At 55.6% G+C, this 20,531-nt stretch carries 20 protein-coding genes; 12 read left to right on the forward strand and 8 right to left on the reverse strand.

Translation table 11 applies throughout. The features are described 5' to 3' along the window. Positions 1-2: 2 nt before the first annotated feature. From V6944_RS09410 to tolC, 3 genes are all read right to left on the reverse strand, one after another. Positions 3-1,163 carry a glutathionylspermidine synthase family protein gene (locus tag V6944_RS09410; RefSeq protein ID WP_333498862.1) on the reverse strand — a complete coding sequence of 387 codons (1,161 nt, stop codon included), beginning with the start codon at positions 1,161-1,163 and terminating at the stop codon, positions 3-5. A gap of 5 nt (positions 1,164-1,168) precedes the next feature. Then, entirely contained in the window at positions 1,169-1,849 is a 681-nt protein-coding gene (locus V6944_RS09415; RefSeq protein ID WP_185668391.1) for a DUF1190 family protein, read from the reverse strand. 180 nt (positions 1,850-2,029) lie between these two features. Then, positions 2,030-3,457, reverse strand: a complete 1,428-nt coding sequence (gene tolC / locus V6944_RS09420) for an outer membrane channel protein TolC (protein WP_333496162.1) — start codon at positions 3,455-3,457, stop codon at positions 2,030-2,032. A gap of 210 nt (positions 3,458-3,667) precedes the next feature. Between tolC and nudF the strand changes: the two genes are divergently transcribed. From nudF to V6944_RS09460, 8 genes are all read left to right on the forward strand, one after another. Continuing rightward, positions 3,668-4,300, forward strand: coding sequence for an ADP-ribose diphosphatase (gene nudF / locus V6944_RS09425; RefSeq protein WP_333498756.1), 633 nt, complete (start codon positions 3,668-3,670; stop codon positions 4,298-4,300). Further along, positions 4,297-4,722 carry a DUF1249 family protein gene (locus V6944_RS09430; RefSeq protein ID WP_333498757.1) on the forward strand — a complete coding sequence of 142 codons (426 nt, stop codon included), beginning with the start codon at positions 4,297-4,299 and terminating at the stop codon, positions 4,720-4,722. Before nudF ends, V6944_RS09430 begins: the two co-directional genes overlap by 4 nt. A gap of 92 nt (positions 4,723-4,814) precedes the next feature. Continuing rightward, positions 4,815-5,642: a 3',5'-cyclic-AMP phosphodiesterase gene (gene cpdA / locus V6944_RS09435; protein WP_333498758.1), complete on the forward strand. Its 828-nt coding sequence runs from the start codon at positions 4,815-4,817 to the stop codon at positions 5,640-5,642. Then, positions 5,642-6,217 carry an esterase YqiA gene (gene yqiA, locus V6944_RS09440; protein WP_333498759.1) on the forward strand — a complete coding sequence of 192 codons (576 nt, stop codon included), beginning with the start codon at positions 5,642-5,644 and terminating at the stop codon, positions 6,215-6,217. The genes cpdA and yqiA overlap by 1 nt, the downstream gene beginning before the upstream one ends. Before the next feature lie 27 nt (positions 6,218-6,244). Next, the gene (gene parE / locus V6944_RS09445) at positions 6,245-8,140 is read left to right on the forward strand and encodes a DNA topoisomerase IV subunit B (protein WP_333498760.1); all 1,896 of its coding nucleotides are present in this window, start codon (positions 6,245-6,247) and stop codon (positions 8,138-8,140) included. 366 nt (positions 8,141-8,506) lie between these two features. After that, positions 8,507-9,484, forward strand: coding sequence for a TRAP transporter substrate-binding protein (locus V6944_RS09450; protein WP_333498761.1), 978 nt, complete (start codon positions 8,507-8,509; stop codon positions 9,482-9,484). A gap of 57 nt (positions 9,485-9,541) precedes the next feature. Further along, positions 9,542-10,090: a TRAP transporter small permease gene (locus V6944_RS09455; protein ID WP_333498762.1), complete on the forward strand. Its 549-nt coding sequence runs from the start codon at positions 9,542-9,544 to the stop codon at positions 10,088-10,090. 12 nt (positions 10,091-10,102) lie between these two features. After that, the gene (locus V6944_RS09460; protein ID WP_333498763.1) at positions 10,103-11,392 is read left to right on the forward strand and encodes a TRAP transporter large permease; all 1,290 of its coding nucleotides are present in this window, start codon (positions 10,103-10,105) and stop codon (positions 11,390-11,392) included. On the opposite strand, the gene V6944_RS09465 is transcribed toward V6944_RS09460, so the two are convergent. Then, entirely contained in the window at positions 11,389-12,246 is an 858-nt protein-coding gene (locus V6944_RS09465) for a helix-turn-helix transcriptional regulator (protein ID WP_333498764.1), read from the reverse strand. The two genes, V6944_RS09460 and V6944_RS09465, sit on opposite strands and share 4 nt — an antisense overlap. Before the next feature lie 152 nt (positions 12,247-12,398). Between V6944_RS09465 and V6944_RS09470 the strand changes: the two genes are divergently transcribed. The 3 genes from V6944_RS09470 (at position 12,399) to V6944_RS09480 (ending at position 16,819) form a co-directional block, all read left to right on the forward strand. Continuing rightward, a complete protein-coding gene (locus tag V6944_RS09470) occupies positions 12,399-14,237 on the forward strand; it encodes a DUF2264 domain-containing protein (protein WP_442910725.1) in 1,839 nt (612 codons plus the stop codon). A gap of 97 nt (positions 14,238-14,334) precedes the next feature. Then, positions 14,335-15,603, forward strand: a complete 1,269-nt coding sequence (locus V6944_RS09475; protein ID WP_333498765.1) for an oligosaccharide MFS transporter — start codon at positions 14,335-14,337, stop codon at positions 15,601-15,603. A gap of 25 nt (positions 15,604-15,628) precedes the next feature. Continuing rightward, the gene (locus V6944_RS09480; protein WP_333498766.1) at positions 15,629-16,819 is read left to right on the forward strand and encodes a glycoside hydrolase family 88 protein; all 1,191 of its coding nucleotides are present in this window, start codon (positions 15,629-15,631) and stop codon (positions 16,817-16,819) included. 107 nt (positions 16,820-16,926) lie between these two features. On the opposite strand, the gene V6944_RS09485 is transcribed toward V6944_RS09480, so the two are convergent. The 4 genes from V6944_RS09485 to qseB all read right to left on the reverse strand — a co-directional run bounded on the left by V6944_RS09485 (position 16,927) and on the right by qseB (position 19,964). After that, positions 16,927-17,241 carry a putative quinol monooxygenase gene (locus tag V6944_RS09485; protein WP_333498767.1) on the reverse strand — a complete coding sequence of 105 codons (315 nt, stop codon included), beginning with the start codon at positions 17,239-17,241 and terminating at the stop codon, positions 16,927-16,929. A gap of 30 nt (positions 17,242-17,271) precedes the next feature. After that, positions 17,272-17,853: an NAD(P)H-dependent oxidoreductase gene (locus tag V6944_RS09490; RefSeq protein ID WP_220440988.1), complete on the reverse strand. Its 582-nt coding sequence runs from the start codon at positions 17,851-17,853 to the stop codon at positions 17,272-17,274. Positions 17,854-17,958: 105 nt separating this feature from the next. Continuing rightward, on the reverse strand, positions 17,959-19,308 hold the full coding sequence (gene qseC, locus V6944_RS09495) for a quorum sensing histidine kinase QseC (protein ID WP_333498768.1): 1,350 nt from the start codon (positions 19,306-19,308) through the stop codon (positions 17,959-17,961). Further along, positions 19,305-19,964, reverse strand: a complete 660-nt coding sequence (gene qseB, locus V6944_RS09500) for a quorum sensing response regulator transcription factor QseB (RefSeq protein WP_185668375.1) — start codon at positions 19,962-19,964, stop codon at positions 19,305-19,307. Before qseB ends, qseC begins: the two co-directional genes overlap by 4 nt. 150 nt (positions 19,965-20,114) lie before the next feature. Between qseB and V6944_RS09505 the strand changes: the two genes are divergently transcribed. Continuing rightward, positions 20,115-20,510: a YgiW/YdeI family stress tolerance OB fold protein gene (locus tag V6944_RS09505; RefSeq protein WP_333496150.1), complete on the forward strand. Its 396-nt coding sequence runs from the start codon at positions 20,115-20,117 to the stop codon at positions 20,508-20,510. Positions 20,511-20,531 lie beyond the last annotated feature (21 nt).

Below are 20,531 nucleotides of genomic sequence, written 5' to 3' on the forward strand. Positions count from 1 at the left end.
GATTATTCGACGAAAATGTGGGGATAGAAGCGTGACAGATCCTGAGTGATCAGCGCTCTGTCCTCACGAATGCCAATTCCGGCAGGCTCGTCGTTAATCAGCCAACTGCCAATCAACATGTAGCTATCACCAAACTTCGGCAGCGGATGGAACTGCTGCACGATCATCCCTTCTTCGCCGTACGGCCCTTCCACCTGCTCGATGGTTTTACCGTTCTCGACTATCGAAATGTTCGCGCCTTCGCGGGAGAAGATCGGCTTCACCACGAATTTGTCCATCTCTGGATGATCGTCTTCGGCAAAGTAGGCTGGCAGCAGGTTCGGGTGATCCGGGAACATCTCCCACAGCAGCGGCAGCAGCGCTTTGTTAGAGATGATGCTCTTCCAGGCCGGTTCCAGCCAGCGCACGCCAGCGTCTTCAAGCTTGGTGGAGAACATCTCGCGCAGCATGTATTCCCACGGATAGAGCTTGAACAGATTGCTGATGACCTGATCCTGCAGATCGGTAAACTGGCCTTTTTCGCCCAAGCCGATCTCATCAACATAGAGGAACTCGGTCGCTACGCCAGCTTCAGCGGCGCAGTCCTGCAGATACTGCACGGTACCGCGATCTTCCACGGTGTCCTGGCAGCAGGTCAGATGCAGCAGCTGGAAGCCGTGCTGTTCGCGCAGCACGTTGAAGCGCTCGATGATCTTTTCCTGCAGGCTGTTGAACTGGTCGCTGCCTTCCGGCAGGTTGCCCGCGTTGATCTGATCTTCGAGCCAGATCCACTGGAAGAACGCCGCTTCGTACAGTGACGTTGGGGTATCGGCGTTATTTTCCAGCAGCTTCGGTTCACCGGTGCCGTCCCATGCCAGATCGAGGCGCGAGTAGAGCGACGGCTGCTGCGTTTGCCATGACTGGCGCACGAAGGTCCAGGTGTGCTTTGGAATGCGGAATTTCGCCATCAGCTCATCGCTGGCGATGACGCGTTCAACCACTTTCAGACACAGCTGATGCAGTTCAGCGGTAACCTCTTCCAGCTTTTCAACCTGCGCCAGCGTCAGCTTATAGTACGCCTCTTCGCTCCAGTACGGCTCGCCGTACATGGTGTGAAAGTTGAAGCCGTACTCTGTTGCCTTTTCACGCCAGTCCGGGCGTTCAGTAATGCTGATTCTTTCCATGGTCATCAGCCGCCCATTGAACGGGTGGTGGTGCCCGACGCGCTACGTTGCATGGTGGACTGTTTTGCCACGGACTCACCGAAGCCGCCGCGAGTTACGGTGCTGGTGGTTGCCGGTTTTGGCGCCATCGCGGTTTTCGGTACGTTCATCGAACGGCCCGGCTGCGCTGCACCGTAGTTTTTACCACCGGCATCGGTGTATTTACCGTAGGCTGGGCTGGACGGGTTCTTCGAGGTGAAGACCGGCTGCTGCTGGTAGCCACCCATGCCGCCGCTCATCATACGACCCATCATGTAGCCCGCCATCAGCGGCATCCAGAAGCTACCGCTGCTTTGCGCTTGCGCCTGGTTTTCACCGCTGGCTGGCGCCATACCGGCCTGTGCCGGTGCCTGCTGGCACTGGCCTTCGCCAAATTCAGCCACGCAGTCTTCGCGGCTGGCGTACTTCGGTGCGGTACGTTCAGCTTCTTTCAGCGCGTTATCGAAGGTGGTTTTACACTCGGCGCTTTTGCCCGGGTTTGCCGCAGAGCAGTCGTCCGCGTTCTGGTACAGCGTGACGGTTTCGTCAGTTTTTTCACAGCCCGCCAGCATGAATACCGCGGTAACGGCTAATGCAACCGGAGTGAGGTGACGCGCGCCCCAGCTTTTACGAAAGGCGGCGTGTTGAATATTGTTCGTCCGTTTCATTGTGTTCTTCCTGGACCCAGTAGAGTGGTATTGCAATAACGCTCAGGATAGTGGATGAGTGGTTGAAAATGAAGCGAAGAAGGGCGTAAAGCGGCGGATCTTTACGTTGCCTTACGTTAGCGCAAGAGAATGAAAAAAGGGCCCGCATAAAGCGGGCCCTTTTCAGTACGGCGAGGTGCCTTAGCGCAGACGCGCTTTGCTGGTCGCCGGAGAGGTGTAGCCGTCCGCTGAAGCGTCCTGCTGCGGGTTCTGCGGCGCAACGCTGTCGGTAGAGGTTGCGACGTTTTTACCCAGCGCATTGTTCAGCGCAATCAGATCCTGCTCGTTGAGCGTACCCAGCGCATTTTTGATATTCAGCTGGTTGATCAGGTAGTTATAACGCGCGCTGGAGAGCTGTTGCTTCGCGTTGTACAGCGTGGTGGTTGCATCCAACACATCAACGATAGTACGCGTACCCACGGAGTAACCCGCTTCCATCGCGTCTAATGAGCTCTGCGCAGAGACCACGGCCTGTTTGTAGGCGTTGATGCTGCTGATAGAGGCATTGATGTTGTTGAAGGAAGAACGCACGGTCTGAACGACGGAGCGGTGCGCGCTTTCCAGCTGCTCGCTGGCGCCGACGAAGTTGTACTGCGCCTGTTTCACCTGCGAGTTAACCATCCCGCCCTGGTACAGCGGCAGGGAGAAGCTCAGGCCAATTTTGTTCTGGCCAGCGTCGTTGTCGTCGTACTGAGACGAGTTACGGGTTTTAGAACCACTATAGGAGGTGTTGGATACCCCGGTAGAGGCGTTCAAATCCAGCGTCGGCAGATGGCCGTCCTGCGCCTGGCGAATCTGTTCACGCGCCAGGTCCTGGTTCAGACGAGCCTGCAACAGGGAGAGGTTACGGTTTTCTGCTTCTTTCAGCAGCGAGTTAACGCCCTGCGGCTTGTCAGTTTTAAAGCTGTCGACGTTCAAAGACGCCAGCTCTGGGTAGTAGTTACCGGTGACCTGACGCAGCGCTTCAACGGCGTTGTCGAGGTTGTTACGCGCGGTCACTTCGTTCGCCAGCACGGTATCGTACTGTGAACGGGCGTTCTGCACGTCGGTAATCGCTACGAGGCCCACGTTAAAGCGCTGAGTGGTTTGATCCAACTGGCGGTAAATCGCCTGTTTCTGCGCTTCGGTGTAGGAGAGCGAGTCAATCGCGCTCAGCACGTTAAAGTACGCCGTGGCGGTATTCAGGATCAGCGTCTGCTGATCGGTCTGATAAGTCACGTCCTGGATGCCTGCCGCTTTTTCCTGCAGGGTCAGAGCACGCCATTTGGACATATCAAACAGGCTTTGCGTTAACGTCAGCGAGCCGCTGGTCGCGTTGGAGTTCACGCCGTTGCTGTCGCGGAAGCCATTGGTATAGGTATAATCGGCACCCAAACCTAACTGCGGTAACAGTGGGCTACGCGCTTCGTTGATCTTTTCGAATGCGGCATCGCGGTCTGCTGCAGATTTACGGAGATCTGGGTTACTGGTACGTGCCTGCTGATAGACCTGTAACAGGTTCTCTGCCTGGCTCATTGTACTGAAACCCGTAAGGCTCAGACCAATAAGGATGGGGAGCAATTTCTTCATTTGCATTTGCATTCCTTGTTGTGAAGCTTAGCGCTGATCTAATTCACAGAAAAAATATTCGCCGATTGTACCAGAGTCTGCCACGTTAAAAAGTTGTCGTAATGTGCCATCTGGCGTTAATTTGCACCAATCTACCACAGAGAATGTGGAACCTAAGATAAACAGGCTTTAAATCCACAATTTCACCACAATTACAGCATAGGCAAGGTCATGACAAAATCACGTAACTCAGTGGTTACCCTCTCGAAAAACGATGTAGAAATTATTGCACGAGAAACGGTATATCGCGGTTTTTTTTCGATTGATGTGTATCGTTTTCGCCATCGTCTGTTCAACGGCGAGATGAGCGGTGAAGTCCGGCGCGAAATTTTTGAGCGCGGTCACGCTGCAGTCTTGCTACCCTTTGACCCAGTGCGCGACGAAGTGGTGCTGATTGAACAAATTCGCATTGCGGCCTACGACACCAGCGAAACCCCTTATCTGCTGGAAATGGTGGCCGGTATGATTGAAGAGGGCGAGAGCGTAGAGGACGTGGCGCGTCGTGAATCGCAGGAAGAAGCCGGGCTTGAACTCGGACGGGTAAAAGAGTGCCTGAGTTATCTGGCTAGCCCTGGCGGCACCAGCGAGCGCCTGACCATTATGGTGGGCGAAGTGGATGCAACAACGGCCAAAGGTATTCATGGCCTGGCGGATGAACACGAAGATATCCGGGTTCATGTGGTAAGCCGGGAGTACGCTTATCAATGTGTAGAAGAGGGAAAAATTGACAACGCAGCCTCTGTCATCGCTTTGCAATGGCTACAGCTGCATTATCAGGACTTACGAAAAGAGTGGACCAAATGAAGCGTTATACACCTGACTTCCCAGAAATGATGCGCCTGTGCGAGACCAATTTCGCACAATTACGTCGCTTACTGCCGCGCGTTGATGAAGCCGGCGAAACGGTGAACTATCAGGTGGCCAATGCGCAATATCGGTTAACGATAACGGAATCAACCCGCTACACTACGCTGGTAGCGATTGAGCAGACGCACCCGGCGGTGAGCTACTGGAGCCTGCCGTCGATGAGCGTGCGGCTGTATCACGATGCGATGGTGGCTGAAGTGTGTTCAAGTCAGCAGATCTTTCGCTTCAAAGCGCGATATGATTATCCAAATAAAAAGTTGCATCAACGCGACGAAAAGCATCAAATTAATCAGTTTTTAGCTGATTGGCTAAGATACTGTTTAGCACATGGAGCGATGGCGATTCCGGTTTGTACATAGCACCTTTCAGGCGGTATCTGGGACGCTGCCAGCGATGACGCAGCATGAAAGGATGATGTGTATGTTTGCATCGTGAAACCTAAGGACACCATTTGGAAAGCCTTTTAAACCTTCCTCTGGCTGGTGGGGCCAGTGTCAGGGTACTGCAAATTACTGATACTCACCTGTTTGCGGAAAAAGATGAAACGCTGTTAGGCGTGAACACCTGGGCAAGCTATCACGCCGTATTGCAGGCTATTCATGCCTCGGCGCGTGACGTTGACCTGGTGGTGGCGACGGGCGATTTAGCGCAGGATCACTCATCCGCGGCCTATCAGCACTTTGCTGACGGCATCGCGAGTTTCGCTGCACCCTGCGTTTGGTTGCCGGGGAATCATGACTTCCAGCCATCGATGTACAGTACGCTTCAGGACGCGGGGATCTCCCCGGCCAAGCGTGTACTGGTGGGCGAAAACTGGCAGATCCTCCTGCTGGACAGTCAGGTGTTCGGCGTGCCGCACGGTGAATTGAGCGAGTTCCAGCTTGAGTGGCTGGAAAAGCGGCTGGCAGAAGCGCCAGACCGACACACGCTGCTGTTGCTGCACCATCATCCGCTGCCGGCGGGATGCAGCTGGCTCGATCAGCACAGCCTGCGTAATGCAGGGGCGCTGGATAATGTGCTGGTGCGCTACCCACGCGTAAAAAACCTGCTTTGTGGTCACATTCATCAGGAGCTGGACGTCGACTGGAACGGCCGCCGCATTATGGCGACACCGTCAACCTGCGTGCAGTTTAAACCGCACTGCGCCAACTTCACGCTGGATACCGTTTCCCCTGGATGGCGCTGGCTTGAGCTGCATGCCGATGGTTCACTCACCACCGAAGTCTGCCGCCTTGCCGGGTGTGAATTCCATCCTGATACCGCATCTGAAGGCTATTGATGTCGACGCTTCTTTACCTGCATGGTTTCAACAGCTCTCCGTGGTCGGCAAAGGCCACGGCGCTTAAGCAGTGGCTGACGGAACACTATCCTGATGTGAATATGGTTATCCCGCAGCTGCCAGCCTATCCGGCGGAAGCGGCGGAGATGCTCGAAGCGCTGGTGCTGAAACACGGCGGTGAACCGCTGGGCATCGTGGGGTCGTCATTGGGCGGTTATTACGCCACCTGGCTATCCCAATGTTTCATGCTGCCAGCGGTGGTAGTGAACCCGGCGATACGCCCGTTTGAGCTGCTGGTGAATTTCCTCGGCCCGAACGAGAATCCCTACACCGGGCAGCAATATGTGCTAGAGTCACGCCATATTTACGATCTCAAAGTCATGCAAATTGAGCCACTGGAGGCACCGGATCTTATCTGGCTGCTTCAGCAGACCGGCGACGAAGTGCTTGATTACCGCCAGGCCGTGGACTATTTCGCCTCCTGCCGACAAACGGTAGAGGAGGGCGGTAATCACGCATTTACCGGCTTTGAAGATCACTTCACACAGATTATCGATTTTCTGGGGTTGCATTAAGCAGCGCCAACTACCTACGAATAGATCATGACGCAATCTTCTTATAACGCTGATGCCATTGAGGTACTCACCGGGCTTGAGCCGGTTCGCCGCCGCCCGGGGATGTACACAGATACGACACGTCCGAACCACCTTGGTCAGGAAGTGATTGATAACAGTGTGGATGAAGCGCTTGCCGGACACGCGAAGCGTGTTGAGGTTATTCTTCATGCCGATCAATCACTGGAAGTGATCGACGATGGTCGCGGCATGCCCGTCGATATCCACCCGGAAGAGGGAGTACCGGCGGTTGAGCTGATCCTCTGTCGCCTGCATGCGGGCGGTAAGTTCTCCAACAAAAACTACCAGTTCTCTGGCGGCCTGCACGGCGTGGGGATCTCGGTGGTCAACGCCCTGTCGAAGCGCGTTGAGGTCAACGTTCGCCGTGATGGTCAGGTCTACACCATCGCGTTTGAAAACGGCAACAAGGTGGAAGACCTGCACGTCACCGGTACCTGCGGCAAACGCAATACCGGGACCAGCGTCCACTTCTGGCCGGACGAAAGCTTCTTCGACAGCCCGCGTTTTTCCGTTTCCCGCTTAAGCCACCTGCTGAAAGCGAAAGCGGTACTCTGCCCCGGCGTTGAAATCGTCTTTAAAGACAAAGTGAACGACACCGAACAGACCTGGTGCTACGCCGACGGTCTGAACGACTATCTTTGCGAAGCCGTGAACGGCCTGCCGCTGCTGCCGGAAAAACCGTTTGTCGGTAACTTCTCCGGCGAAACCGAAGCGGTGGACTGGGCGCTGCTGTGGCTGCCGGAAGGCGGCGAGCTGCTGACCGAAAGCTACGTTAACCTGATCCCAACCATGCAGGGCGGGACGCACGTCAACGGCCTGCGTCAGGGTCTGCTCGACGCGATGCGTGAGTTCTGCGAATACCGCAATATTTTACCGCGCGGCGTGAAGCTGTCGGCGGAAGATATCTGGGACCGCTGCGCCTACGTGCTGTCGGTGAAGATGCAGGATCCGCAGTTCGCCGGACAGACGAAAGAGCGTCTCTCTTCCCGTCAGTGCGCGGCGTTTGTCTCTGGCGTGGTGAAAGATGCCTTCAGCCTGTGGCTGAACCAGAACGTTCAGGCCGCCGAGCTGCTGGCTGAAATGGCGATTTCCAGCGCCCAGCGTCGTTTGCGCGCGGCGAAAAAAGTGGTGCGTAAAAAGCTCACCAGCGGCCCGGCGCTGCCGGGTAAACTGGCCGACTGTACCGCGCAGGATCTCGCTCGCACCGAACTGTTCCTCGTCGAAGGTGACTCCGCAGGCGGTTCTGCGAAACAGGCGCGCGATCGTGAATTCCAGGCGATCATGCCGCTCAAAGGTAAGATCCTCAACACCTGGGAAGTCTCTTCTGATGAAGTGCTGGCCTCGCAGGAAGTGCACGATATTTCTGTGGCGATCGGTATCGATCCGGACAGTTCGGATCTGAGCCAGCTGCGCTACGGCAAGATCTGTATCCTCGCCGATGCTGACTCCGATGGCCTGCACATCGCGACGCTGCTGTGCGCGCTATTTGTGAAGCACTTCCGTGCGCTGGTGAAAGAAGGTCACGTCTATGTGGCGCTGCCGCCGTTGTACCGTATCGATCTGGGCAAAGAGGTTTACTATGCCCTGACCGAAGAGGAAAAAGCGGGCGTGCTGGAGCAGCTCAAGCGTAAAAAAGGCAAGCCGAACGTACAGCGCTTTAAAGGTCTGGGTGAGATGAACCCGATGCAGCTGCGCGAAACGACGCTAGATCCGAACACCCGCCGCCTGGTGCAGCTGTACATCACCGATGAAGATGAACAGCAGACTGATGCCACCATGGATATGCTGCTGGCCAAGAAGCGTTCGGAAGATCGCCGTAACTGGCTGCAGGAGAAAGGCGATATGGCGGAGCTGGAAGCCTGATAAATTGCCGGGGGCGCTTCGCTTGCCCGGCCTACAGACTCGCTTGTAGCCCGGACGAGGTGCGTTAGCACCGACTCCGGGATTTCCCCGGCGTCACGCAGTGAAGCCGGCCTACGATTGAAAAGGAGACGCTTGCGTCTCCTTTTTTATTGCCAAAACCGCCGCTTAATTAATCGATTCAATTCTAATTTCTGCGCTTTCTGAAATGCCATTTTAAAATTTGGTATGACAGGTCACAGTTTAGTTGTATGACTTCTACCATATTCTTGCGCTGGATATAAAACATACTTCTGAACATGGACGTCAATCTGTGCTGGCTATTGATTCGCATGGTGAATTTTATCTTTAATCAAAAGAGAATCGTCTATGTTAAGAAGAAAACTGGCAGTAAGCGTTTTATCTTTCTCGTTACTGATGGGGTCTGCGGCGGCGATGGCAAAAACGGTGTTCATCGCTTCCGATGTGCACCCGGCTGACTATCCGACCACGGCGGCGGTGATTCACATGGGTGAAAAACTCAGCCAACAAACCGACGGGCGACTGTCCATCCGTATGTTCCCAAGCGGGCAGATGGGCGACGAGAGCACCACGCTCGAGAAAACCCGTGCGGGCGCTATTGATATCCTGCGTGTTTCGATGGCCCCGGTCGGCGGTATCCTTCCTCAGGTGAGCGTCTTCAACATGCCGTTTGTGTTCCGCGATACCGACCATCAGCACAAGGTGCTGGATGGCGATATTGGTAACACGCTGGCCAAAGAGATCTCCGACAGCAACCTCGGCCTGGTCTTCCTCGGCTGGATGGACGCGGGCTCGCGTAGTCTGATCACGAAAAAACCGGTTACCAGCCTCGACGATCTGAAAGGGGTGAAGATCCGTTTGCAAAACAACCCGATCGGCCTCGATACCTTTAAAGCGCTAGGGGCAAACCCGATCGTCCTGCCGGTGGGGGATGTCTTTGCCAGCCTGCAAACCGGGGTGATCGATGCGGCGGAAAACAACGAACCGACCTTTGATACCGAAAACTACGTGGTGGCCGGGACCAAATATTTCGATCTCACTGAACACTTTATGATCCCGGAAGTGCTCGCTTTCTCGAAGCGTAAATGGAGCAAACTCTCGGCGGACGATCAGGCGCTGATCATGAAGCTGGCGAAAGAAGCACAGGCTGAAGAGCGCGTGCTGTGGGCGGACTACGTGGAGAAATCCAAACAGCGCCTGCAAAGCCAGGGCGTCAAATTCCTTCCGGTCGACAAAAAGCCGTTTGTCGACGCTACTGCACCGGTTCGTGAGAAATACGGTAAGCAGTTCAGCGACTTAATGCAGCAAATTCAGGACACCAAATAATCCACTTAGCGGCGGGCCAGCGTGGGCTGGTCTGCCCGTTTTGATCTGGGGATAACAATGAAAAATTACTATGTCCTGGCGATGGATGCTGTGTATCGGCTCTGTATCTGGCTGTCAGGGATCAGCCTGTTATTTATGACGTTTATCTATCTGGTGGGGATCTACGCTCGCTTTCGTCCCGATCTTCCTGCCTGGCTGGACTTTCTGCCACACGCGTCGACCAGTTGGCCGGAACCGCTGTCGCAGATCTGTATGATCACCTTCTCCTTTGTGGGGGCGGCGGCGGCCTATCGGGCAGGTAGCCATATTGCGATCACCATGCTGGTCGATCATATCAATCCATCGATGAAAAAGGGGCTGGCGGTGTTTGTCGATCTGGCGATGCTCGCCACCTGCCTGTTTATCATTCACTGGGGGATCATCGGCTGTATGGATGCCTGGGAGGACGTGGTGCCGTCGCTGCCGTTCCTGACCTCGGGGATCACCCATCTGCCGATTCCGCTGGGATCGTTCTTTACGCTGCTGTTCGTGGTCGAAAAAATGCTGTGTGGCCCACAAACGCACCGTGAACTGGTGCAGTTTGGCTCGCCGAAAGTCGGTCACTAAGGAGCGAACGCAATGGACTTAACGCTGATTATTTTTGTCGTCACTTTCGTGACGCTGATGGCGATTGGTATGCCAGTGGCCTATGCTGTCGGCCTGACCGCCGTGGTGGTCACTGCCTTCGCCGACTTCTCCCTCGACGGGCTTATCATCACCATTTTCCACAGTACCGATAACGTCAACCTGCTGACCATTCCGTTCTTCGTCTTTGCCGGGGCGATTATGGCGGAAGGGGGGATGGCGCGACGGCTGGTGGATTTTGCCGGGCTGTTTGTTGGTTGGATCCGTGGCGGCCTGTCGCTGGTGAACATCCTCGCCTCGACGCTGTTTGGTGCGATTTCCGGATCGTCGGTGGCGGATACCGCGTCGATCGGATCGGTGCTGATCCCGGAAATGGAGCGCAAAGGCTACCCGCGCTCATTCGGTGCGGTGCTGACTGCCAGCGCCTCAGTGCAGGCGATCCTCGTGCCGCCGAGCCATAACTCGGTGCTGTTTGCTATCGTGGCGAACACCGCGGCGGTCACTATTCCGGCGATGTTCCTCGCCGGGATCATCCCGACGCTGGTGCTGTGCCTGACGCTTATCGTCATGTGCCTGATTGCCGCGCGTAAAAACAACTACCCGAAAGAGGAACGCGTCGAACTTAAGCGCAAGATAAAGATTGCCTCAGACGCCATCTGGGGGCTGGTTACCATTGTGATCATCTCCGGCGGTATTCTCTCCGGCTTCTTCACGCCAACGGAGTCCGGGGCAATTGCCTGCGTGTGGGCGATGTTTGTCACCTTCTTTGTCTATCGCGAATACAAGCTTAAGGACTTCCCGAAGCTGATTCACCGCACCATCAAAACCGTCACCATGGTGATGGTACTGATTGCCTTCGCCGCCGCGTTTGGCTCGGTGATGACGCTGGTGGGCCTGCCACAGGAGATCTCCGCCGCGCTGCTGTCATTGTCGGATAACAAGTACGTCATCCTGTTGATTATCAACATCATGCTGCTGCTGTTGGGCTGTCTGATGGACATGGCGCCGCTGATTCTGATTCTGACACCGATTCTGCTGCCAGTGGTGGTTGAGCTTGGCATCGACCCGGTGCACTTCGGTATCATCATGATGATGAACCTGGGGATTGGCCTCATCACGCCGCCGGTGGGTTCGGTACTATTCGTGGCCAGCGCCGTGAGCGGGCAGAAAATTGAGACGGTGGTGAAGGCCATGATCCCGTTCTACTGCGTGCTGTTCCTGGTGCTGATTGCTATCACCTATATTCCGAGCATCTCCCTGTGGCTGCCAGGGCGTTTCCACTAGGCCCGGGCGACGTGATTTTTTCGATACTGCAAGGGGGTCTCACCGATCCCCTTTCTAAATGAGCTAATAAAGTAAGTCACCTCAGAAAAACCTACCTGTGCGGCAATCTCGCTCACCGGCAGCACGCTGTGCAGCAGCAGTTCGCAGGCGCGTCGCAGCCGAATAGTATTGAGATAATCGTGAATATTCTCGCCCGTCTCGGCGTGAAAGCGGCGCGACAGATAGCTACGTGATTTCCCCAACTCCTGCGCCAGCGCGTCGAGGCTGAATTTCTGCCGATAGTTTTCTTCAATCCAGAACATCACTGAACTGGCGATACCGCGACCGGCTTCCGGCATCTTTTCCTGGGTGGGCGGCAGCATATTGAACAGGGTCATCAGCATGCAGGTTATCTGCTCGGTGCTGAGGCCGGAGGCGTTGGACATGCGGGCATACAGGCTGAACAGGTGGTCAATATGTGCGTGCTGGTTGGCTAAATCCGCGACGAACGCTGGGCGGCCACGGGCTGAAAGTGCCTGTAAGCGCTGATGATTTTCCGGGAAGTGGCGCAGCAGCGTCGCGATGGCGTGCTGATCGACATGGATAATCGTCCGCCGATAACTATCCTGCGCTTTTTCATCGACCATGATTTTATGCAGCGTGAACGGGGGGAAGAAAAAGAGCCTGCCGGGGCGCATGGTGTACTGGCGATTATCGACGATCACCACGCCAAATCCCTCTTCGACATAGAGAATTTCCAGACACTGATGCCAGTGCTGGTAGCGCACGGTATTGGCAAAAAGACGGCTAAACGACGCCACGGCGTCATTCAGGGTGATCAGCTCCAGATGCTCGGCATTCCAGGACGAAGTCATGTGCAATAAATTTAAATTTTTACCGGGTTAATCTTACTACTAAACCACTGTTTTAAATTTTATCAAGCAGCGGTTCATCGAATGATATCAGTTGTGACCGGGTTAACATTTCTCAGTCACCCCAATTCTCTATGCTTTAGCCACTTTCGAGGATGGGTAAATCAGGGGGCAGGACAGTGACGGAAATATCAAAAATATTGTCATCACGACAGGAGGTAGCGCAGACGCTGACGGCGATGCTGAGCGCTCTCGATAAACAGTTTCCCGAAAACGTAGCGCAGTTCTCGCTGGGTAAAACCTGCGCGCACTACGGCACGGATATTGCGGAAATGGAGGGCTTATCGAGAGCGCTTTGGGGTCTGTTCCCGCTGCTGGCAGGTGGGGAAGCGGTGCCGTTTAGCGACAAATATCTCACCGCGATTAAGCTGGGCACTGACCCGCAAAGCCCATCCTATTGGGGCGAAACCGGGCCATACGATCAGCGTCTGGTTGAGATGGCGGCCTACGGTCTTGGTCTCGCGCTGCTGCAGGATAAGCTGACCAGCCATTTCAGCGCTGCCGAACTGGAAAACCTGCATCGCTGGCTGAATCAAATCACCGATGCCCAGATGCCGGACAGCAACTGGAACTACTTTGCGATTATCGTACAGCTGGGCTTTAAGCGCGCCGGGCTGCCGTATGACCAGGCGGCTATCGACCGCCGCTTCACGATGATGGAAGCCTACTATCTTGGCGGTGGCTGGTACTCCGATGGCCCGGGCCGCCCGAAAGATTACTACATCTCGATGGCGTTCCACTTTTACGGCCTGATTTACGCCACGCTGAACGCGGACGACGACCCAACGCGCGCTGCGACGCTGCGTGAACGTGCCTGCCTGTTTGCCAAAGACTTTATCTACCTTTCCGCCGCCGACGGGGCGTCGGTGCCGTTTGGCCGCAGCCTGACCTACCGCTTTGCGATGGTGGCATTCTGGAGCGGCGTGGCCTTCGCCGGGCTCGACGTCTTCTCGCCGGGCGTAGTGAAAGGCATTATTCTGCGCCACCTGCGCTGGTGGCTGGATCAGCCAATTTTCGAGCGCGACGGTATTCTGACGTTGGGATTCGCCTATCCGAACCTGGCGATGTGCGAAGACTACAACTCGCCGGGCTCACCGTACTGGGCGCTGAAGGTGTTCCTGATCATGGCGCTGCCGGAGACCCACCCCTTCTGGCAGGCGGAAGAGATGCCGCTGCCGAGCCTGGCGCCGGTGCATGCGATTGTGCCCGCTCAGCAAATTTTGCAGCACAGCGAACACTCGCAGCACGTAGTGATGCTCACCTCCGGCCAGCTCGAGCTGAACAACTACGTGAATACCGAGGCCAAGTACACCAAATTTGCCTACTCCACGCGCTTTGGCTTCACCATCGAGCGGGGGCGCTACGGTATTAAGCACGCTGCCTGCGACTCCATGCTGCTGCTGTCGGATAACGACAATTACTGGCGCGGCCGCCGCGAATGCGAGAGCGTTGAGATGCTGGATGGCGCCATCTACTCGCGCTGGCTGCCGTGGCACGACGTGCAGGTTGATACCTGGCTTATCCCATGCGGCGACTGGCACGTGCGCGTGCATCGGGTGAATACGGCGCGTCGCTTGCAGACGGTGGAGGGCGGCTTTGCGGTGATGAAAGCCGATGCGGAACTGACCGTGCGCCAGAGCCGGGTGAGGGCTGCCAACGGGATGAGTGCGGTAGTGGATCTCTCGCCTCACGCCGTGCGCCTTGCCGACAGCGTGATTACCCCGCCGAACAGCAGCGTGATGTTTGCCGAGTGCGCGGCGATTCCGACGCTAACGGGCGAGATAGCGCCCGGCGAACACTGGCTGTGCTGCGCGGTAGTGGCAAGCGGTCACCACAACGCAACGTTGCCCGCATTACCCACGCTACACATTGAAAATAATACGCTGAACGTGACGGATAACGTCAGCGGGAAAATAACAACGCTGAATTTTTAACTATCCGGATACAACATTAAACCGGAATACCTCCTGACAGACTCTGCATCATTATGATGCAGAGTCTGTACACCTACATCGTTTTGTCGAGGACCGTATGGAAAAAATATCGTCTACAAACAGACTGGAATATTACAAAATAAGCTCGTTTATATTTTTGTACTTTTTTACCTGGTCAGCCAGTATTGGTTTATTTGCGATTTGGCTTGGGCAAAAAGCAGAACTCAGCGGCGCAGTGATTGGCACCGTGTTTGCCGTAAACGGCATATTCTCCGTTATTCTCAAGCCTATTTACGGTTATATTCTCGATAAAATTGGCATGAGTAAATATCTGCTCTATTTTGTGGTGGTGATGTCCGCCCTGATGGCGCCGTTCTTTATTTATGTTTATCAGCCGCTGCTGCTCTCCTACACCACCGTGGGGATTATTGTTGGTGCTATTTACCTGAGCTTCGCGTGGTATGCCGGCGTGGCGGCCTGTGAATCCTATGCCGATCGCTACAGTCGCCTGAACAGCATGGAGTTTGGTCAGATTCGTATGTGGGGCTCGCTCGGTTGGGCGGTGGCATCATCGTTCTCCGGCCTGCTGTTTAATATCTCTCCGGCCTACAACTTTATCCTCGGCAGCGTGGCATCGCTGGTCATGCTGGCGGTGTTAATCAGCCTGAAAGTGGATACTGCAACCAGCAACGCCAGTGCGGTTATTTCGAAGGATAAGATTGTCCTGAAAGACGTATTTGACCTACTGAAAAGTGGCAAGTTCTGGGCATTCTGCCTGTATGTGGCCGGCGTGGCGTGGATGATGTTCGTCGCTGAGCAGCAGTTCTCGCGCTATTTCGTCACCTTCTTTAGCGATGTGCATGAAGGTAACACCCTCTTTGGCCTGCTGGGTACCGTGCAGTCCGGCACCGAGTTCGTGATGTATATCTTTATGCCGATGTTCGTCAACTATATCGGCGCGAAGCGCGGTCTGATTATTGTGGGTGTACTGGTGGGCGCGCGACTGGTGATTTCCGGCCTGTGCGAGTCGCATCTGCTGATTTCCGTGATTAAACCGCTGTACGGTCTGGAAATTTGTCTGCTGCTGGTCTCGGTCTTTAAATATATTGCTGAGCATTTCGATAAACGCGTCAACGCCACCATGTATTTATTGGGTTACCAGGCCATGTTGTATATCGGTAACGTCGTGGTCTCTTCGCCGGCAGGTTTATTATACGACCGCATTGGATTTGAAAAGACCTATATCATCATGGGGGGAATTGCGCTGTTCTTTACGCTGATCTCAGCATTCACGTTATCCGCCTGTAAACGTCAGAATCATCGCCAGCCTGCACTTGATGTCGCTGAAAATGGTATTTCTAAATAAGCCTTACTGAATGAAGGAACCGAATATGTTAAACCCTATCGTTGAGGAAATCCTGCGTGAATTTCCGGGTGCTCCCGTTAATCTTCAGACGTTTAACGATGAGCTGTGCTCGGCGCGTAGCCATGTCCTTAAGCTGATTAGCCGTCATTTAACGGATTTCGGTGATAAATTTCCGGGCGAAGCCTGCGTGGACGGCTACTATCCGCTGACCGAAAACGTTGAATGGACGACCAGCTTCTGGACCGGACAGCTGTGGCTGGCCTGGGAGATGACCGGCGAGGAGAAATACCGGGCGTTGGCAGAGCAGCACGTGCGCTCGTTCGGTCTGCGTATTGCGGGGCGCTGCGACACCAATACTCATGACCTGGGCTTCCTGTACACGCTCTCCTGCGTGTCGGCCTGGCGTTTGACCGGTAATCGCGATGCGCGTGGCTTCTCTTTGCAAGCGGCGGAAGCCCTGCTGGAGCGCTTCCATCGTAAAGCGGAAATTATTCAGGCCTGGGGTGTGCTGACCGACCCGGAGCAGGCGGGGCGCATGATTATCGACTGCACCATGAATCTGCCGCTGCTCTACTGGGCGACGGAACAGACCGGCGATCCGCGATTTGCCGATGCCGCGCGCGCTCACGTGCGCCAGTCGGCAAAATATCTGGTGCGTGAAGATGCTTCGACCTACCACACCTACTATATGGACGTGCAGACAGGCGCGCCGCGCTTTGGTAAAACCCAGCAGGGCTATGCCGACGACTCTTGCTGGTCGCGCGGGCAGGCGTGGGGCATTTACGGCTTTATGCTGAGCTTCCTGTATACCGGCGACCGAGAGCTGATTAGCCTGTCGAAAAAGCTGGCGAACTACTTCCTCAACCGCCTGCCGGAAGACTATGTCTGTCATTGGGATCTGGCGCTGGTCGGCACCGATGCGCTGCGTGATTCATCCTCAGCGGCGATTGCGGTGTGCGGCCTGCTGGAACTGGTGAAGCATCTGCCGACCACCGATCCGGACCGCGAGCGCTATCAGCAGTGGGCGATGGGGATTATGTCATCGCTGTCGAAGCACTATCTGATGGGCGTGGACGAACCGGGTACCGGCGTGCTGAAACATTCGGTGTATCACTTCGCGAGCGATAAGGGTGTGGATGAGTGCTGTAGCTGGGGGGATTATTTCTATGTGGAAGCGCTGGTGCGCATGACGCAGAGTTGGAAGCTGTACTGGTAAATCGATAGCTACCTTTAACACGTAGCCCGGACGAGGTGCGTAAGCACCGACGCCGGGGATGTCCCCGGCGTCACTGCGTTCGGCCGGGCTACGTTAATGCGTCAGTCTTAAACGCCTGATTCCAGAATACGAATGGTCGTATCGAGCACGTCGGCTTTCACCGCTTCGCTCCAGGCTTTCATGTGCGGCGTCTGCAGGTGCGCTTCAAGGTGCGCCACGCTTTCCCACACTTCAACCATCACGATAGAGTCCGGTGCGGTGGTCTGGAAGCTCACGTTTGCGGCGTGAACAACCATCGGCGCGTAGCCGTGGCAGCCGTCTTCTTTCAGCACGGTTGGGATAATTTTGGTGAACTGATCCAGCACCGCCTGACGGTGATGTTGTCCTGGACGAGTACGGATTTCAGCAATAATGGTCAACATGATTAACTCCTTCTAATTCCAGGCTAACAGTTAAGCAAAAATCTTCCCAAGATGCTCGCGGTATTCTGCAACATAACGTGGAACGTCAGGCATTTTAATCACGTCGTTGGTGATAAAGGTCGGCAGCGCTTCCATTCCCAGGAACTGGTTGGCTTTGTGGAACGGCAGGTAAACGCCGTCAACGCCCACGCCGTGGAAGAACTGATCTTTATCGGTAAAGGCTTCCATTGGGGCGTTCCAGGTCAGGGACAACATATAGGTTTTACCCTGAATCAGGCCGCCGGAACCATATTTTTTGCTGGCGTCGGAGCGGGTACGACCATCGCTGGCGTACAGAGAACCGTGACCTTCGGTGAACACGTCATCGATATATTTTTTCACGGTCCACGGTGCGCCCATCCACCAGCCTGGCATCTGCCAGATAACGGTGTCGGCCCACAGGAAGTTTTGGACTTCGGCTTTGACGTCATAGTCGCCGTCCGCGCGAACCACTTTAACATCATGCCCGAGGTCGCGCAGGTAGGTCTCCGCGACTTCAGTCAGGGTGTCGTTCAACTGGCCGTTAGAATGGCCGAATTTTTTCGCACCGTTAACAATCAGAATGTTGCTCATTATAAATCCTCAAAAGTTGGCTTTTGAGGGGCATGATACTCGCCTTGCTGTAACGATTAAATGTGCAAAATGTGCAAAGTCTTTTGCTAAATGAGCAATAATTAGCTACCCACGAATGGTCACTTCAAAGCCGCCGCCGGATGCGTTAGCAAACGTCGCCGTCATCCCATGCAGCGCCGCAATGCGCTGCACAATCGATAACCCGAGCCCGCTGCCGGTTTCATCCTGCCCCGGCGGGCGATAGAAACGTTCGCCGATGCGCGCCAGCGCTTCCGGGCTGATGCCCGGCCCGTTATCGCGGACGCTGAAACCGTGGTCGTCGAGCGTTACGTCCACCACGCTGCCCGCGGGGCTGTAGCGCACGGCGTTATCCAGCAGATTACGCACCAGCAGGCTCATCAGCAGCGGCTGGGCGGTGCGGGTAACCTGCTGCGTGTTCAGGTGCAGGCGAATCTCGATGCCCGCTTTTTGCGCGGTGTGGTAGATGTCCATCACTGAAGATTGCAGCAGATCGCCGAGATTCACCGGCTGCACGTCCGCCAGTTGTTCCAGCGAATCGAGGCGGGAAAGGGTCAGCAGTTGCTCCACCAGGCGCGTGGCGCGGTCGATGCCGGCATGCAGCTGCATCAGCGCCTTTTGCTGGCTTTCCGGGTCGTCCTGCGACAGTTGTGCCACTTCGGCCTGTACCCGCAGTGCGGTGAGCGGGCTGCGCAGCTCATGGGCGGCATCGGAGGTGAAGCGGCGCTCGCGAGTCAGCATATCGTGGATACGGCGGAACAGCAGGTTGAGCGCGTCCAGCATCGGGCGTACTTCGTTTGGCACGCCGTGCGTATCCAGCGGCTCACCGGAGTCCGGGTGGCGCTGGCGTAGAGTACGGGTTATTTTTTTGAGCGGCGCCAGCTCGCGGCTAATCAACAGAATCAGCAGCAAAAAGGTCACCGGTAGGGCAATCAGCCACGGTGTCAGCTGGCTGGTGATGATATCCAGCGCCATCTCCTTGCGGTAATCCCACTCCTGGCCGACCACGATGCGATATTTTTTATCGGCCGTGGTCAGCCACAAAAAGCGCCAGCTATCGTCATCGTTGCTCAGCGGGCCATCGTCAAAGCCTTCGCGGCGATAGCTATAAGGGATGTACGGCCCGTTCTCACCGTCGTGCAGCACCATCTTGCCGTCGACGGTGTAGATGGCGAACGCCAGCGCGTCATCATCAAGATGCCCGTGTTTGACCTTCTTCGGCGCGCGAATCCACTGGCGCGAAGTGGGCAGGTCGGCGAAATCCATTGCGCTGATGCGTTTGGCAAACAGCATTTGCTGGGTATCGAACAGCTTATCCAGCTTGTCGGTGGTCTGTTTCCAGGCGATGGCGCTGGCAAAACACCAGGCCACGGCGGAGAGCAGCATAAACAGCAGCGTCAGGCGAACGCGGAGGCTCAGACGGCGGAACAGGTTCATTGGTCACCCAACGTGTAGCCGATACCGTGGACGGTGCGGATAAAGTGGCTGCCGAGTTTGCGGCGCAGATGGTGGACGTGCACTTCAATGGCGTTGCTGGTGACCTCTTCATCCCAGCTGTAGAGCTTCTCTTCAATCAGCTTGCGCGGCAGCACTCGCCCGGCGTTGCGCAGCAGCAGTTCCAGCAAGGCAAACTCTTTCGGCTTCAGTATGAGTGGTTCGTTGTTCAAGGTGGCGGTCAGGCGATTGGGATCCAGCTCCACCTCGCCGTGGCGCAGCACGCTGCTCGGCTGGCCGTGGGCGCGGCGAATCAGCGCCTCCAGACGGGCGGCGACTTCAATCAGCGCGAACGGTTTGCAGAGATAGTCGTCAGCGCCTAAGCGCAGCCCTTCGACGCGCTGGCTCAGTGCATCGCGGGCGGTAAGAATGAGCACCGGTTCGCGGCGGGACTTTTCGCGCCACTCGCGCAGAATATCCAGCCCGTCGATGCCGGGCAGCGTCAGGTCAAGGATCACCGCGTCGTAAGGGGCGCTATAGAGCGCAATTTTTCCCTCTTCACCGCGGGTAAACCAGTCAATGCTGAAGCCCATTTTGCCGAGCCCGGTTTTGATGCCGTCGCCGATAAGCTTGTCATCTTCCACTAATAAAATACGCATCTGCTGCTCCTTGCCTGCTGCCCTGTCTACCAAGTAAAGCGCGCCTGTACTGCCTATGTACAGCAATAATAAATCTTTTTTTGCCTTAAGAAGTTGTTAAGAAATAGCGGGTGTAATAGTGCTCATACACCACAAAAGGGAGAACAAATCATGAAGAAACTTGCTGCTATCGCCGCTATCCTGGCCCTGGCTTCTGCACCAGCATTTGCCGCCACTCAGGGCGGATTTTCCGGCCCGTCCAGCACCACGACGACGCAGACCGGCGGCTTCGTTGGCCCTAACGGCACCGTGACCACTGCGGCGAACGCCAAAACCATGCGTGATGACACCTGGGTAACGCTGCGTGGCAACATCATTGAGCGCGTTTCCGACGATCTGTATATTTTTAAAGATGCCAGCGGCACCGTAAATGTGGATATTGATCACAAGCGCTGGAACGGCCAGACCATCACCCCGCAGGATGTGGTTGAAATCCAGGGCGAAGTGGATAAAGACTGGAACTCCGTTGAAATCGACGTGAAGCAGATCCGCAAAGTGAATCCATAATCCCCTAAGACTGCGCAAGAT

It is taken from the genome of Kluyvera sp. CHPC 1.2972, from assembly GCF_036759925.1.
Taxonomy (GTDB): domain Bacteria; phylum Pseudomonadota; class Gammaproteobacteria; order Enterobacterales; family Enterobacteriaceae; genus Kluyvera.

Excerpts from the sequence above, each read along its gene's own strand:
- V6944_RS09485 (WP_333498767.1), bottom strand. The coding sequence starts at position 17,241 with ATGTTGACCATTATTGCTGAAATCCGTACTCGTCCAGGACAACATCAC.
- V6944_RS09470 (WP_442910725.1), top strand. The coding sequence starts at position 12,399 with ATGGGTAAATCAGGGGGCAGGACAGTGACGGAAATATCAAAAATATTG.
- V6944_RS09415 (WP_185668391.1), bottom strand. The coding sequence starts at position 1,849 with ATGAAACGGACGAACAATATTCAACACGCCGCCTTTCGTAAAAGCTGG.
- tolC (WP_333496162.1), bottom strand. The coding sequence starts at position 3,457 with ATGAAGAAATTGCTCCCCATCCTTATTGGTCTGAGCCTTACGGGTTTC.
- yqiA (WP_333498759.1), top strand. The coding sequence starts at position 5,642 with ATGTCGACGCTTCTTTACCTGCATGGTTTCAACAGCTCTCCGTGGTCG.
- V6944_RS09480 (WP_333498766.1), top strand. The coding sequence starts at position 15,629 with ATGTTAAACCCTATCGTTGAGGAAATCCTGCGTGAATTTCCGGGTGCT.
- V6944_RS09430 (WP_333498757.1), top strand. The coding sequence starts at position 4,297 with ATGAAGCGTTATACACCTGACTTCCCAGAAATGATGCGCCTGTGCGAG.
- V6944_RS09410 (WP_333498862.1), bottom strand. The coding sequence starts at position 1,163 with ATGGAAAGAATCAGCATTACTGAACGCCCGGACTGGCGTGAAAAGGCA.
- V6944_RS09490 (WP_220440988.1), bottom strand. The coding sequence starts at position 17,853 with ATGAGCAACATTCTGATTGTTAACGGTGCGAAAAAATTCGGCCATTCT.
- V6944_RS09505 (WP_333496150.1), top strand. The coding sequence starts at position 20,115 with ATGAAGAAACTTGCTGCTATCGCCGCTATCCTGGCCCTGGCTTCTGCA.
- V6944_RS09465 (WP_333498764.1), bottom strand. The coding sequence starts at position 12,246 with ATGACTTCGTCCTGGAATGCCGAGCATCTGGAGCTGATCACCCTGAAT.
- V6944_RS09475 (WP_333498765.1), top strand. The coding sequence starts at position 14,335 with ATGGAAAAAATATCGTCTACAAACAGACTGGAATATTACAAAATAAGC.
- V6944_RS09455 (WP_333498762.1), top strand. The coding sequence starts at position 9,542 with ATGAAAAATTACTATGTCCTGGCGATGGATGCTGTGTATCGGCTCTGT.
- parE (WP_333498760.1), top strand. The coding sequence starts at position 6,245 with ATGACGCAATCTTCTTATAACGCTGATGCCATTGAGGTACTCACCGGG.
- V6944_RS09450 (WP_333498761.1), top strand. The coding sequence starts at position 8,507 with ATGTTAAGAAGAAAACTGGCAGTAAGCGTTTTATCTTTCTCGTTACTG.
- qseB (WP_185668375.1), bottom strand. The coding sequence starts at position 19,964 with ATGCGTATTTTATTAGTGGAAGATGACAAGCTTATCGGCGACGGCATC.
- nudF (WP_333498756.1), top strand. The coding sequence starts at position 3,668 with ATGACAAAATCACGTAACTCAGTGGTTACCCTCTCGAAAAACGATGTA.
- V6944_RS09460 (WP_333498763.1), top strand. The coding sequence starts at position 10,103 with ATGGACTTAACGCTGATTATTTTTGTCGTCACTTTCGTGACGCTGATG.
- qseC (WP_333498768.1), bottom strand. The coding sequence starts at position 19,308 with ATGAACCTGTTCCGCCGTCTGAGCCTCCGCGTTCGCCTGACGCTGCTG.